The sequence below is a fragment of the Kaistella sp. genome, from assembly GCF_049588135.1.
GTDB lineage: Bacteria > Bacteroidota > Bacteroidia > Flavobacteriales > Weeksellaceae > Kaistella.
Genome location: NZ_JBAVFG010000045.1, coordinates 1 through 13992, shown reverse-complemented (window position 1 = coordinate 13992; position 13992 = coordinate 1). Strand labels below are relative to the sequence as shown.

General features: G+C 30.2%; 14 protein-coding genes. 1 reads left to right on the top strand and 13 read right to left on the bottom strand.

Translation table 11 applies throughout. The annotated features are described in order from the left end of the window. Positions 1 to 65 precede the first annotated feature (65 nt). The 4 genes from gwsG (WBY99_RS02615) to gwsG (WBY99_RS02600) all read right to left on the bottom strand — a co-directional run bounded on the left by gwsG (WBY99_RS02615) (position 66) and on the right by gwsG (WBY99_RS02600) (position 3971). Positions 66 to 1058, bottom strand: a complete 993-nt coding sequence (gene gwsG, locus WBY99_RS02615; protein WP_423974793.1) for a grasp-with-spasm system ATP-grasp peptide maturase — start codon at positions 1056 to 1058, stop codon at positions 66 to 68. Positions 1059 to 1118: 60 nt separating this feature from the next. After that, positions 1119 to 1283 (bottom strand): hypothetical protein, encoded by a 165-nt coding sequence (locus WBY99_RS02610; RefSeq protein WP_193813358.1) that lies wholly within the window; start codon positions 1281 to 1283, stop codon positions 1119 to 1121. Positions 1284 to 1761: 478 nt separating this feature from the next. Next, on the bottom strand, positions 1762 to 2760 hold the full coding sequence (locus tag WBY99_RS02605) for a hypothetical protein (RefSeq protein WP_423974792.1): 999 nt from the start codon (positions 2758 to 2760) through the stop codon (positions 1762 to 1764). A 173-nt stretch (positions 2761 to 2933) separates the two neighbouring features. Continuing rightward, the gene (gene gwsG, locus WBY99_RS02600) at positions 2934 to 3971 is read right to left on the bottom strand and encodes a grasp-with-spasm system ATP-grasp peptide maturase (protein ID WP_423974791.1); all 1038 of its coding nucleotides are present in this window, start codon (positions 3969 to 3971) and stop codon (positions 2934 to 2936) included. 302 nt (positions 3972 to 4273) lie between these two features. Between gwsG (WBY99_RS02600) and WBY99_RS02595 the strand changes: the two genes are divergently transcribed. Then, on the top strand, positions 4274 to 5812 hold the full coding sequence (locus tag WBY99_RS02595; RefSeq protein WP_423974790.1) for an IS1182 family transposase: 1539 nt from the start codon (positions 4274 to 4276) through the stop codon (positions 5810 to 5812). Between the two features lie 363 nt (positions 5813 to 6175). Here the strand turns inward: WBY99_RS02595 and WBY99_RS02590 are convergent, their stop codons facing one another. From WBY99_RS02590 to WBY99_RS02550, 9 genes are all read right to left on the bottom strand, one after another. Next, the gene (locus WBY99_RS02590) at positions 6176 to 6766 is read right to left on the bottom strand and encodes a DUF6624 domain-containing protein (protein WP_423974789.1); all 591 of its coding nucleotides are present in this window, start codon (positions 6764 to 6766) and stop codon (positions 6176 to 6178) included. Positions 6767 to 7105: 339 nt separating this feature from the next. After that, positions 7106 to 8029 (bottom strand): alpha/beta hydrolase family protein, encoded by a 924-nt coding sequence (locus tag WBY99_RS02585; protein ID WP_423974788.1) that lies wholly within the window; start codon positions 8027 to 8029, stop codon positions 7106 to 7108. Next, a complete protein-coding gene (locus tag WBY99_RS02580) occupies positions 8026 to 8475 on the bottom strand; it encodes a hypothetical protein (protein ID WP_423974787.1) in 450 nt (149 codons plus the stop codon). The genes WBY99_RS02585 and WBY99_RS02580 overlap by 4 nt, the downstream gene beginning before the upstream one ends. Positions 8476 to 8547: 72 nt before the next feature. After that, a complete protein-coding gene (locus WBY99_RS02575) occupies positions 8548 to 8739 on the bottom strand; it encodes a hypothetical protein (RefSeq protein WP_423974786.1) in 192 nt (63 codons plus the stop codon). Between the two features lie 246 nt (positions 8740 to 8985). Beyond that, entirely contained in the window at positions 8986 to 9864 is an 879-nt protein-coding gene (locus WBY99_RS02570; RefSeq protein ID WP_423974785.1) for a thiopeptide-type bacteriocin biosynthesis protein, read from the bottom strand. Positions 9865 to 9868: 4 nt separating this feature from the next. Then, positions 9869 to 12097 carry a lantibiotic dehydratase family protein gene (locus WBY99_RS02565; RefSeq protein ID WP_423974784.1) on the bottom strand — a complete coding sequence of 743 codons (2229 nt, stop codon included), beginning with the start codon at positions 12095 to 12097 and terminating at the stop codon, positions 9869 to 9871. A 9-nt stretch (positions 12098 to 12106) separates the two neighbouring features. Further along, positions 12107 to 13354: a lanthionine synthetase LanC family protein gene (locus WBY99_RS02560; protein ID WP_423974783.1), complete on the bottom strand. Its 1248-nt coding sequence runs from the start codon at positions 13352 to 13354 to the stop codon at positions 12107 to 12109. A gap of 68 nt (positions 13355 to 13422) precedes the next feature. Further along, a complete protein-coding gene (locus WBY99_RS02555) occupies positions 13423 to 13611 on the bottom strand; it encodes a class I lanthipeptide (RefSeq protein WP_423974782.1) in 189 nt (62 codons plus the stop codon). Positions 13612 to 13649: 38 nt separating this feature from the next. Further along, entirely contained in the window at positions 13650 to 13844 is a 195-nt protein-coding gene (locus tag WBY99_RS02550) for a class I lanthipeptide (RefSeq protein WP_423974781.1), read from the bottom strand. Positions 13845 to 13992 lie beyond the last annotated feature (148 nt).

Genomic DNA, 13992 nt, shown 5'->3' with positions numbered 1-13992 from the left:
CAATATCACTCAAATTTTTTTTTGACATTTTTTTTTGTATGTTCCAATAGCAAAGAGGAAGTTTTTTATTTTTTAATTTCGTTTCTATTTTTTTCATAATTTTTTAATATAAACAATGACATCTGTTCTTCTAAATAATAATTACATGGTTTGGAAACCATTCCAAACTGCCCTACAGGATTTACTTCAAGAAAATAGTACTCTTCATCTTTTGAAACTAGCATATCTATCGAGCAAGTTTTTAGATTTAATTCTTTAACTAATTTTTTTAAACTTAATTCTATATTTATGGGTAGTTGATATGGTACATTTCTATTTCCTTTTTTTACATTATAATTTCTAAAATCCACCTTTGTTTTATTATCATTTTGAGAAAATATAGCCATAGAATAAAAAACATCATCTATGTAGAATATTCTAAGTTCAAATTTCTTTTCTATTTTATTTTGAACTTTGGTAGGAAAAATATAGCCCTCTTTTTTAATCTCACTTACTTCACTTGTATACATCATATAATGAGAATCAGTATCATAAAATGTTACAGCATCGCTTATTGGCTTTGTAATTAGATTTTTTTCTGTTACTAATTTGTTAATAATCTCTATTTTGTTAGTTATATATGTGTGTGGTATATTTAGACCATGTTTTTCAGCCAGTTTAAGAGTTTTCAGTTTATTTAGACTTTCACTGTATTTGTTTATCCAAACTGAATTGTCTAAAAACGATTCTAAATACCTGTATATTGTTCCTAATTCGGATAATAGATGATTTTGTAGAGTTCTATTGTTATAAAATTCATTAAAAATTAAAGGTTCAATATTTATAAAATCTTCATCAAAAGTGCGCCTAAACCAAATAGTATTTACAATTTGGTTATCAATTTTTTGATTATTAAAATTAAATTCAGAATTGGAAATGTCAATATAAAAGTCTTTATGTAGTAAATCATCACCATTTATTCGAACTATTACTTCATTGTTTTTTTTATGATGATGCAACCAATTTAAAACATCATCTGTTGTATTCTCTCCGTAATTTTTACTAAAAATAATTATCATAATGTCAAATCATAAAATTAGACTATTTGTATTTTTGCTACAAATAGCCTATTTTAATTTTTACACACCAGCTGTGTTCACATCTTTTATAACGGTGTCAGTAACATAAACTGTTCCGTTAAAGGTAGTGTCAGCTCCATAAGTATAAGGATCAAATGCTAACTTTCCTCCTTTTACTTTTTGCATTTTGAATTTTTTCAACTTTAAACTTTCTAACTTTTTCATAAAATAATGTATTAAATTTTCCTACTCATTAGCTTTTCGGATTCCGCTTATTTTGATTTTCTACTCACAAACCTATGTAACGAAATACAAAATTCATAGTATTTACTTTATAGATTTATAAATTGATAGCTCAAAACACGATTTTAAAACACTTATAATCAACTGGTTGCATGAATGTTTTCAAAAACCTGTAATTAATACTATTTTACATATAAATAGGTTCTGAATTAACTTATTAGTGAACTTCGTTGCCTATAAAATAAATATTAAGCTTACAATAACGAAATGATTTTACGATTAGAATTTGGAGATTATTCTAAGGCAAGTGGGCTACAGTCTTTGGCATCGGGTTGTTTATAAAACGGGAACTTTGTCAAAATAAATCTATTTGAAATCATTTTTTAATTATATTTTCTGATATTTAATTGTCTTCTGTTTTAGACTTATTATTACTGTCTTAATAAGATATTAATAAAAATCATTTTGCATTTTCTTTTACAGGTTCAAAATCTTCACAAGAATTTACTTTATACCATTTCTTATTGGAATAATGAAGATCTGTATTGGAAAAGCAGCAATAGCGGAATTTACACAATTTACATTTTTCAATTAAATCATTACTAACTTCCCATTTTTTCTGAAATTCAGGACTTCTAAATACTTGGCTTATTGAAGTAGTAGTATCCGATAGATTTCCAAAATGCTCTTGATGATTTATATAATTTCTGATATAACCAGATTCATCAATACAAATTTTACGATTAAGAGCAATGTTATATTTCTTTGATTCCATAAAACTCTTCAAAGTAAAAGTGAAATTTGAACGAACAAATTTTTCAGTCCAATTTAACTCTTCATCTTTTACTTTTTTTATTAATACAAAATTCTTATTTTCTTCCGTTTTAAATTGTTTAGAACCTAAATAAGTTACAGAAGTAATTCTAATATTGTGGTTCAAAAAGTCCATAGAAAATATATTCTCAAAAGAGCTTGGAACAACAACATCAATACATCTTAAAAAAGAATTTGTTGTAGCATTAAAAATATTTAAAATTTCCTCTGATGTTATATCACTATCTGATTTAATGGAAAGCATCAACATTTGACATCCTAATTGATTAAGTTCATTTATTACTTCAATATAATCATAATTAGTAGAAGTACCTATTTCTAAAATAGCTGAATAGCATTCATTCTCAAAATATATATCTTCGCTAATTTTTGGAAAATTTGTGGGACTGTCAGTTAAAAAACATACTTCCTTTGTAAGGAAATAATCAATTATATCAATTATGCCATTTCCAAATTTTGACATTATAGAATCAATCCTTTTTCCATCAATTTCTTTTAGTACGTTGTATGCAGTTTGACTGATAGAAAGGAGTTTCTGTCTTGATAGATCATATATTAGATAGCCATTATCTCCATCAACTAAATAACAGTCTGTAAAAACTCTTAAATATTTATTTTTATTCATAATTCAAAATTACTGTCGTATTTTGTTTATAGTATTCTCTGACTAAATATTGATTAGTATTTATCAATGAATTTCGAGCTAAAAAAAATTTCCTAGTGTTATTATCATCTGAATATTCAAATGAATCAATTAAAATATTGTTAAGGGATAACTTTTCAAGTGAAATTTCCGAATTAAGAAGTTTTTTCTTCATCTTTGGTCAAATATTTATATATGTGATACTCTATATTATAATTACAAGGCTTGCTAACCATTCCAAATTGTCCGACTGAGTTGATTTCTAAAAAATAGTATTTTCCATTTTTACCTTTGATAATATCAATTGAACCCGTATTAAATCCTATTATTTTTAACAGTTCTTTTATTTTTATAGTCAATTCTTCAGGTAAAGTAAAAGGAATATTTCTACTTGGTTTTTCAAAATCGTATCTTCTGAAATCTACAGCTGTTTTTTCGTTGTTCTGGGAGAATATAGCCATGCTGTAGTGGTTTTCTTCCATAACAAAAGTTCTGATTTCAAAATCTTTTTCTATCTTTTCTTGTACCAAGCTCGGTGAGAAATAATTTGGTATTTTGTCTAGTATAGAATCCGTCAATTCATTCGTGTAAGATATGTGTCTTTGTTTTAAGTCATCGTCCATAGCAGCTATTGGCTCAAAAATTGATTTAGTTATTAGGGAATTGTTAACCTCTTTTTGAAATTCTAATATTTGACTTTTTGTAGAAATTACTTTGGTTCTAGGAATGCAAATGCCTAATTTGTTTGCTATAGATAGAATTTCTAATTTGTTCGCTCTAGTTTTTAATCTATTTCCTAATATGACCGAACCCTGTATAGAATTGAAAATGTAACTGTAAAGTTCTTTTAATTCCGATTTTTGATTTGATCTTATTTTATGGAGAAGAAATTTAGAGAGACCTGACTCAGTTTCGTCAATTACCATGTTTTCAAGATTAGCACTTGGTCTTCTATACCAAATCGAAGTAAATTTTTCCGTAAAGTTTTCATCATTAACTTTTTTTTCACCGGGAATACTTGTATCAATACTATCGAAATTGAAATAGTCTAAATATAGATCATTATTACGATCTATTATTTTATATGAATCAAGATTTAATCTTTTAAAAGACACACCATATCTATAAAACCAGCTACAAACTTCATCTGAAGATCCATCACTATCTTGAGTTACAATTAAATGTTTTGCCATTGATTGTTATTTAAAATGAAAATTACCTCTATCTACAAATAAGAATTTGCTATAGAGGTAATTAATTGCAAATTGGCTCTTGCTAAATACTAATCATTACTTATATCACCCCAAGAATCAGTATTAATGACCCAGCCTAAAAAAGTCGTAACTTGATGGGTCGTGTAAAGACATTGTGCCTGTTGCACAACCAAATATACTAATAAATTACAAATTCCTGCATGAGTGAAAAAACCATAAAAACATTCATTAAATAATTGATAATCAGTTGCATAGTTTGATTCATTTCCTTAAATTAGCCTATGCAGGGAAAGAAAAAATACACACCGAAAATCTTCTACCAGCTCAGTCTCGATGCACTGGTACCGGAAGATAATTTTTACAGGAAACTCCAGGCCGAACTTCCATTGGATTTCCTCTACCGTACCACAAGAGACTATTACGGGAAAGAAGGCCAGGCCAGCATCGATCCGGTGGTTTTCTTTAAAGTTCTTTTAGTTGGCTATCTCAACAATATCAACAGCGACCGGGCTTTGCTTCGCTACTGCAGCAACAGTCTGGATGTACGTCTTTTTCTGGGCTATGACCTCGATGAAGACCTTCCCTGGCATTCCACCCTGAGCCGTACGAGACAGCTGTTTGGCGAAGAACTTTTTCTGGAACTCTTCAGGAAAGTACTTTCGCTGTGTGTGGAGAAGGGCATGGTTCGTGGCAAACGGCAGGCAGTAGACTCAGCCTTCATCAAAGCCAATGCAAGTATGGATTCTTTGGTGGAAAAAGAAGTTCTGGAAGATGCTTCTGCCTTTGTGGATGAACTGGAAGAAAACAGTGAATTTAAAGTAACCACCCAAAGGAAAAAGCTTGTAGACCGTCATCACGCCTGGAAAGAAGAAGCCTACAAAGGAATGCCCGGCAACAACAAAAGCGATAGAAAAGACGAAGATGGCAATACGATCCGCCCGAAATACCTGAGCAACCACACGCATTACAGCCCAACAGATCCCGACGCGAAGATCTCCGTAAAACCCGGCAAAGCGCGCCAGTTAAATTATTCCGGACAGCTCGCTGTAGACGATGCGCATCATATCATTACCGGCGCCTGTGCAAGCACTTCGGGCAGCAAAGACAGCGTGATCTTCCCGGAGATTATGAACCAGACGCTTGAAAATCTTTCCCTGAACAAAATGCAGACCGAAGAAGTTCTGGCCGATGCCGGCTACAGCAGCGGCGAGGCTTTAAAGTACTGCAAAGAAAAAGGCCTTAACGCCTACATCCCCAACTTCGGGCAATACAAACCCGAACGCGAAGGATTTTATTACAACAAATCCGAAAACCGTTACGAATGCCAAAAGCCCGGCGGAAACCATGCCGTATTGCTCTTCAAAGGCACCAAAACCGACAGCAAAGGCTACTCGAAGAATGTGTACCGCAGCTCGGAAAAAGACTGCGGCAAATGTCCGTTACGGTCGGAATGCTGCGGAAATGTCACGAAGTTCAAGAAACTGGATGACAGCATCCATAAACCTCTGTACGATGAAATGCACGAAAAACTGCGGCGCGATCCCAATTATACCCGTTTCCTCACCAAGCGCCGAAGTTCGCGCGTAGAGCCGGTTCTGGGCACGCTGATCAACCATCACAATATGAAACGGATTAATTCCAGAGGTATGGCTCAGGCGAACAAACATGTTTTAATGGCTGCGCTTACATACAATCTGAAGAAATACCTGAAATTCATCACCCGAAAAGTTCACCGCAATGCCCAAATCATGAACCTTCCAAAAGGGAAGTTTTGGTTTTGGCAGAACCTCTTTTCCACAACTTCAATAGCTTCCATTTAAGCCATCCGAAAATCCGAAAAACTTTCACCGCTAAAAACAAAACCTCCTTTAAATCGCTTTAAAAGAGGTTGTTTTTTATTGAGTTTTCAGAACTTGACGCTGAAATTTGAGGTTGTGCAACGGTTACCATTGTTGTACACCACCTTTGATTGAATCTAAAGTCTTGATCTCTTTAATTTTAAAATCTTCTAATTTTAACATAATAAATTGATTTAAATATTAACTCTTCACTTAAAGGGGGCAGAGTATTCCCTATTATAAAATCTGCAGTTTATTATAATAATGTAAATATAAAACATATTGTGAGAGACAAACTCCATTTAATTATGACCGGAGTCGTCTACATGATTATATGTTGTGTTGTTAATTCGGATTGAACTGAATATTAAAATTCTTTAAATAAACCTCTATTGGTTCCATTCCCATTTCTTTTCTTCGTTCGTTCACAGTTTTAGGATTTTCTAATTCATACAATTTACCATTTTTTATTTGTGAACCATATATTTGGGGTTTTCCTTCGTCCATTAACATCCTATCTTTCATCAATGCATATTCCTGTTTAGATAAGTCTCCATTTTTAACCGCTTTCTCTATTTGCGGAAAATACTTTTTTCTGATTTCTTTAGTACTATGTTGCAGTCCCAACCAGATTGCATCCATTGGTTTTTGACCCACCTCCTTTAATGTTGGCATACCACATTTTTCAATAATGCTAACCACTAATTCTTGATTCCTATGATCTTCTTTAGCGAATTTGATGAAGTCATTTGATCTTCTAATCCTTTGGTCACTTTCTAAAACTTCGCTCAAGATTTGAACTTTTTTGCTGCAATCGACTTCAATAATATCTACTGAACCTACATAGACAAATTTATCCCTATTCATATAAAGGAATATTGATATTATTAAAACAAGAGCGGTTAATATGCTAAATAATATTTTTTTTATTTTCATAATAAATAGAAATTAATAATTTGTTCTTGCCATATACACACTGGCATTGGGCTTTTTAATGATCAGCTATATTTAATTCTGTACCATACAAAACATAAACATCATAACAGTTAATTGATTCGGAAAATACACATTACTAATAATCATTTGTAAAGTTCCTTGAATTTTCCTACTTTTTAGCTTTTCTGATTCCACTTTTTTCTGTGGACAAACATATAAAGGGAGTTTTAACATTCCTAAAGTTTACTTTATATATTTATAAATATATGGTCTCTATATAAATTTCAAAAATCTAATAATCAGAACATTAAGTTAGATTGTGGAAATTTAGAGATACCATTATAATTTTGCCAAATAGACCGTAAAATAACGTATTATTTGACCTATAAGGTCGTTGGTATTATTGTTTATTCCGTGATTAGCATCTTCATAAATTAATAATCTTGTCGAAAAATTATTAGATTTCAATGTATTAAATAAGACGAAAGCATTATCTACATTTACTCGTTCATCATTAGCTCCGTGAATGATAAAATTCTTCAAATTTTTATTTTTTATTAATGGAATTGAAAGTAATGATGAACGCTTATCTAATTCCTTTTTAGGATTTTTTTCAAAATCGGGAATGAGTTCTTTATACAACTCATACATTTCCGGTCTGTCTTTTTGGTTTAAGTCAGCAATTCCACCAATGGTAGCATTTGCCATTATTCTATCCGTTTCTTTCAGAACCAAAAAATTGGTCATAGAGCCACGGCTTACACCAAGCATTCCGATTCTTTTTGGATCGGCATTACTTTGATGATCAATGATTTCAAATAACTTCATCACATCTCCAATGTCTTTTCCTCCAAATTCATCTTTTCCTTCACTTCTACCGCTTCCACGCAATTGTGAACCAATAACGATAAACCCTTTAGCTGCTATCTTTGCCAGAAAATTAGTCAAAGTAGGTATCGTAACCGCACCCAGCTCTTTGTTACCTCCACGATTAAAAATAATTACCGGATATGTGCCTTTTTCCTTCGGCTCTATTAGAAATCCTCTGATTGTAAGATTGTCATAGGAGGAATAATTATAGCCGTAAATATTTATGGAATCCAGGTACTTGTATTCATCTTTAAAAACGGATTGTCCGTTTTTATTTTTTACGGTATATTCTTCTATTTTTTCAGGAAAGGTTTGTTCTAAATTAACTGATGAATTTTGAGCATAAAACAGTCCTGAGAATAGTAATAAGTAAACATAAAATATTTTTTTCATCTTCTCATTTTTTTAATGTTTTCTATCGAATACTTTTTTGGAAACTCTTCATACCAAGTCAGCAAAGTTTCTTCTCCAAGGTTATCATACACTCCTTCGTATAATTTTTCTAACCTTTCTTTATGTTCTTCAATATTAAATGCATTGTTATACCAATTCTGTTGTTTTCTTTTTTCTGGTTGATGGTGTATATATCTTCCAAAATTTTGTAAACAAAAAATTTCATAATCTTGGGTAAAAAGGATAAAGTTATGCCACATTTCATCAATAATCAATGTTGAGTCGTCAATAAAAACACCGTCCATTTTGTTACCTAACCAAAGCCATTTTAAAGTTTCGTTAAAAATTTTTTCTGCTTCTTCTTGTTCCATATTGTACATTACCAAAAAACGATCGACAATATCAACATTTTTATAAGCGAGTACATCAGATAATGGTTTATTCATAGTTTGATATTCTTCTATTTTTTAAAAAAAGGAATGGGAAAATTACCATTCCTTTTTAGTTTGATGAAATTGTTACGCTTGACCTGTAGTGCCACCACCAGGATTTTGTGGAGGAGTTACCGTGCATACATAACACTGTGAAAGAATTATTGGCTTTGGGCGAACAGTACAAGCGGTTCCACCATAAACTTCTTTTAAACCATTGATTTTTTTCTTCAACAGGCTTTCAATAACTTTCTTTTTGTTTTCATTCGTTGTTTTCATAAGTAAATAAAACAATTATTTTTTCCTACTCGTTAGCTTTTCGGATTCCGCTTTTTATTTTAATAAACAAACTTATGATGAAGACTTTAAAAGTCAAAACATTTACTTTTTATATTTATAAATTAATACCCGGATTTAAGTTGGCAAATGATTGATAGTCAAGTGCATAAAACGATATAATTATAAATATATCATATCAATATTTTTGGTAGAAGAAGTTTGTAAAGGAGGAAATAATGAGCTGTTTTATGAAATAATTTTCACATTGTTTGTTATTGCTTGCTTTGATTTATAATATCTAAATAAAAAATCATAACAAACCATTTCGTGTGCTCTATTTTTAGATTTAAAAAGCCGGTTTATCATCATATGTATATGGCTGGCTAAAAAACTATTAAGATTAACCTCCAAGGATTCCGTTCTCAACAACGCCAAAATTTCATCCTTTAAATTTTTTATACTATTATTTCTTTCTTCAATTATATCATAAATATTATTAGGATTTTTGCTGTCAATTGTATCCGATATAGTTTGTTTATATACTCGAAACTTATCGCTTAAGCCATTATTCGTAATTTTTGACTTTGCAAATTCAGCTTTAAAGGCATTGCTCAATGTTTCTAAAAAATTCTTTTTATCTGATAATTTATACTGAAATAAATCCAATAAATCATCAATTGCTTTTAAGCCAAAAAGCCATCTTAAATTCTCATCATTAAAGTTTTTTAAATAATCAACAACCATTATGCTATCATAGAAGAATAGTTTTTCGGCAATTTCAATTGTTTTCGAACCATATCTTTCTATTTCTCTATTGTAGGTATCTATCTGAATTTTCCATATAATAGATTCTTCTGTTAAAGGCAATAAAACATTATGCATTTCTGCAATAATTTCATTAATCAGAGAAGTATGAACACATTTAAACCTTATTCTTAAATGACATTTAGGATCATTATATCTTATAAAAAACCACTGATTTATAATATTTTTTGCAAGTAGCTGCTCTGCTAACGGCTTTATTTTTTCTACAAGAATATCATCACTGGATTTTGTACCCATATATAATTTGTAATAAATCCAGTCACTACCAAGTATATTATATGTTCTGGTATTGTTATGCATATTGTTAATTTTTGTGGAATGACATTATAATCTCATTAGAAAAATTTCTTCCAAAAGAATCCTTAACTATTTGCTGGTTTTGATTAAATATAAATTCTGTCAGTTTCAATTTTTGTCTGTTTTTAACTGTTTCGATGAACATTTCAACAGAAGTGATATTTTGTAAATTTATTAGTAATTCGTTGTCTCCGTCACTTAGAAGCACTAAATCAGGAAGTGAAAATTCTTGTTTGAATATTTTCAATTGTTCTTTTAGATTGTTGTATTTCTTCCCTTCAATTAGCGGTTTGATGTCTTCTAATTGAAAATTCCAAGAAGCATAAGAAAGTATTAAATTTTTATATTCTATTCGTGGGATAAATTTGTATAAATAATCAAAGTTGCTGATGTCTAAATATAATCCAGAACGATCGTTCAGCTGCATATCGCTAAGAAAATGATAAATAGGAAGTGTATTGTTATTGGCATAATTATGTGCATTGGTTAATCTTGGTAATATTTCTTTATTATAAAATTTAGATCTGAGCACTATTTTATTATTTCTTACAGACACCATTATATCGTCGATACTTATCTGTCTTTCTAAAGGTTTTACTGAACGAGCCAAATAAGGAATTTCATAATTCCTAAAATCTGGTCGTGACAAAATATTTCCTACTCTTGCTTCAGGAAGATGCACTATCTCTGCAACGATTTTACCAGAATTGTATTCTGTTTCAAAATTGATTATTTCTTTTACAAATTCATTTATATTTTCGTCGCTATGACAAAATCTTGCTAATAAGTTAGCTCCGCTTCCTCCACCTCCTCCGGAAAATTTTATTTTAAGAACATTATTTTCTTCTATTACTTCTGTGAAAAATGAGATTGTTTCCGGTAAATCTTCAAAAGAAGCATCTGGTAGAAAAGCAAAATCATTATCCTCCAATTGTACTACAGAATGCTTTTTCTGAATGGCTTTTATTATCTTTTTCTGAATAATATCATCAATAATTGTCCATTTTATTTCTCGAGCTTCTTTAGGATCTTTCTCGGGCTGTAAAAGCAAAATATCATCAATTAGTGGATTGTCGTCGTTAGATTGGGTATTTAAACCATATCCAATTCCGACCTCAGGATCTAATACTGTTGATATTGGCATTTCGTGCTCCTCATATCTTTCAGAAAATGCCTCTTTAAAATGATCTAAATAATTTTTGGATTTGACTTTTTTAATTTTGTTAATAAGCTTGATTGCGTTTTCTATATTTTTTAAAATCTTTTTATCAATGAAATTAGATTTAGTTGATACAACTAAATCACATTGAAAAAGGTATTTTAAATCAAAAGGAATCTCTTTTTTTTTAATAGATTCGCTTATAGAAATATATTCGACCAAGGGATTTCCAATGGAATTATCTAGATTTTTAAGTTTTTCTTCTATAGCCTCTATGAATTGTAGATTTTCGTCATCTTTTCCAAAATTATCTTTTAGTATAATTACTAATTGATTGATAAATTCTAAACCAGAAATGGATGGATCTAATTCACTGACAATCAACTGACTTTCAATTAATTCATGCACAAATTCTTTTGCTTCTTCATAATCGATTTCTTCTTTCGTTAAAATATTTATAATTTCATTTATCTGTAATCCTTTTTTTGTGTCAGTTATAATTTTTTTTAAATATTCCGAATAATCAACAGCAACAATATCGTAATGCCTTATACTGTTTTTATAAGAACATTCTATATATCTATATTTTTCGCCAATTTTATAAAGACTGGTATTGGGGTAAAATTTTAGATTATGTCGTATGCTATCAATTTTCGTCAATTCATCCGATAATGCAACCACATAATTCATATCCAATCTTGTATGGCGCTTATGATTTTTGGGCTCAGTTATGATGATTTGAGTTTGATCTGAAAAATGTCCGACAGAGCAACCAGCAAATAATCCATAAGGAGTACACCTAGAAGACATTCTGGAAAGGTATTTTAAAACACTTTGTTTTAATTTTATTTTTTTTTCATCATTTGTAATTTCATTGTTCATCCATTTGTCTATTTGAGAAGAAAAAGATGGAGAAGCTAAAAATATCGCTTCGCGAATAATTTCATTTTTGCAAAAATCTATTAGTTTCTGGTCAGATATAATTTCAGTTGATGTTAAATCTTTATATGATTCTAAGGATAAAATCGGAGTTCTTAACACGAATTTCTCAAAAGCACTATAATATGTTTTCTTCATAACTTTCATTTAATCTATCAAAAAGATAGATTCCCATTTTATTGATATGTTTTCATTTAACAAACTATCAATCAAAAAAACACCTATTCCTGCGATACCATCTAAAAGTCCCAAAGTATTTTGATATTCTCCTGTTGCTGTTTTTTTCTTATAACCAGCCAATCCATTTCCTTTATTTGCAATTAACAATGTGTCATTAGTAAATTTTTTGTATAATTTTAAAAACTCAACATTGCTCGTTATTGAATACCACTTTTTATGATAATAAGCTACACTTATCGTTCCGTGACAAAAGCCTGCATCGCAGTTTTCTTCATTCAATAATGCTAATTGGAGAGATTTTCTTTTTATAGTAGATAAAGCGATTTCTTCAGATAAAGCAATTAAGTTAATATCATTTAAAATTTTCCCTGCCTTATACAAACCGTAAGAAACTGATTGGTCTCCATAACACCATCCCAAATGAATATTATAATTCGCAGTATGTTTATTTACAGCGATACTTGGAAATTGGCAAAAACTATTTTCATCATCATTTCTAAACAACAAAACTGTTTTTACACTTGTTTTGATCCCTTCTCTGACAATCTGATTGTCAGGAACTAGCGATAAAAACTTTGAAAATAATAAAATGAATGAGATATGCCCGTGAGCCAATCCAATATTTATTTTATGTGAATTTTGGTTAATTTCTGTATTATTTATAGATTCTAATGCTTTTTCATAATCCCATTTTACAATTTCAGAAAGTTTCTCAAATAATATAGTAATTTTTCCAGAAAAAATTTCTTTTTTATTTCGTTCGAGAAAATAATGAGCTATCCCCGAAACTCCGTGTAGGAAATCTATATGCTCCATTTTGTCTTTACTGTCTATGTGGTCGATATAGGAAAGAAAATAATCTATAGTATCTAAAAGTATCTCATCTATGACTTCAAGTGCTTCTGTAAAATCAATGTTTTTCAGTTCGTCAGATTCTTCTAAAAAATTTAGCATATAACCAATCCCAGCAAGTCCAAGGCAATAAGTTTTTGGGATGTTTTCATCACTTTCATTTAATCTTTCAAAAATAAGATTAAGAATTATCTCAATTTTATCAAGATATTTTGATTCGTTAGTATATTGATAAAGCATATAATAAAAAATTGGCACTCCGCTGACTCCTGTAAACAATGAAAGATCTGACACATATGGTTCTTTATTCCAAGTTTCTTTTATATAGCTCTCAATTTCATGTATTTTTTTTAGGGTATTCATATTGATATGTGATACAAGCCCTAATTAATTAGGGTTTGTTATTAAAATTATTGAGATAAACTTTTAAATTAACCCATATCTTTGGTTACACAATTATTTGTCTTTGATGGGCCCTCTCCTCCATTGGAACACCAACAGCAAGTAAAATCATTCCAAGAACTGCTTGCAGAAGCTTTCCCACCATTAATAGACGCAGATTGATCTCTTGTTAATTTTACGATTTTTTCTTTGTTCAATGATAATTTTTTTGGTTTCATAATAATAAAATTTAAAATGTTAAAATCTTTAGTTAATTCTATGCCTCATTGCAAGCGAAACAAACAGACTTGGCACAAGTATTATAAGAATCTTTGGTACCGTCACCTCCAGTACACAAACCGCAGGTGAAATTATGACGAGTGCTCACTGCCAATCCGCCTTTAATTTGTGAAGATTGCAAATCAGTCAATTTGCTAATTTTTTCTTTGTTTAGACTTAGTTTTCGTTTCATAATATAAAATTTAAAATTGGTTTTTAATTTGAATAATTAATTATTCTGTCTTTTTCAATTGGGTTATTGTACCTTTTAATAGACTTGCGTAAACTCTCGTTTATTTCTCTCCTATTTTTTGAATCCACGATAGTTCCATCATTTAAAA

What these genes read in the sequence shown, in the direction of transcription:
- gwsG (WP_423974793.1), bottom strand. Translation starts at nt 1,058, where the DNA reads ATGATAATTATTTTTAGTAAAAATTACGGAGAGAATACAACAGATGAT.
- WBY99_RS02610 (WP_193813358.1), bottom strand. Translation starts at nt 1,283, where the DNA reads ATGAAAAAGTTAGAAAGTTTAAAGTTGAAAAAATTCAAAATGCAAAAA.
- WBY99_RS02605 (WP_423974792.1), bottom strand. Translation starts at nt 2,760, where the DNA reads ATGAATAAAAATAAATATTTAAGAGTTTTTACAGACTGTTATTTAGTT.
- gwsG (WP_423974791.1), bottom strand. Translation starts at nt 3,971, where the DNA reads ATGGCAAAACATTTAATTGTAACTCAAGATAGTGATGGATCTTCAGAT.
- WBY99_RS02595 (WP_423974790.1), top strand. Translation starts at nt 4,274, where the DNA reads ATGCAGGGAAAGAAAAAATACACACCGAAAATCTTCTACCAGCTCAGT.
- WBY99_RS02590 (WP_423974789.1), bottom strand. Translation starts at nt 6,766, where the DNA reads ATGAAAATAAAAAAAATATTATTTAGCATATTAACCGCTCTTGTTTTA.
- WBY99_RS02585 (WP_423974788.1), bottom strand. Translation starts at nt 8,029, where the DNA reads ATGAAAAAAATATTTTATGTTTACTTATTACTATTCTCAGGACTGTTT.
- WBY99_RS02580 (WP_423974787.1), bottom strand. Translation starts at nt 8,475, where the DNA reads ATGAATAAACCATTATCTGATGTACTCGCTTATAAAAATGTTGATATT.
- WBY99_RS02575 (WP_423974786.1), bottom strand. Translation starts at nt 8,739, where the DNA reads ATGAAAACAACGAATGAAAACAAAAAGAAAGTTATTGAAAGCCTGTTG.
- WBY99_RS02570 (WP_423974785.1), bottom strand. Translation starts at nt 9,864, where the DNA reads ATGCATAACAATACCAGAACATATAATATACTTGGTAGTGACTGGATT.
- WBY99_RS02565 (WP_423974784.1), bottom strand. Translation starts at nt 12,097, where the DNA reads ATGAAGAAAACATATTATAGTGCTTTTGAGAAATTCGTGTTAAGAACT.
- WBY99_RS02560 (WP_423974783.1), bottom strand. Translation starts at nt 13,354, where the DNA reads ATGAATACCCTAAAAAAAATACATGAAATTGAGAGCTATATAAAAGAA.
- WBY99_RS02555 (WP_423974782.1), bottom strand. Translation starts at nt 13,611, where the DNA reads ATGAAACCAAAAAAATTATCATTGAACAAAGAAAAAATCGTAAAATTA.
- WBY99_RS02550 (WP_423974781.1), bottom strand. Translation starts at nt 13,844, where the DNA reads ATGAAACGAAAACTAAGTCTAAACAAAGAAAAAATTAGCAAATTGACT.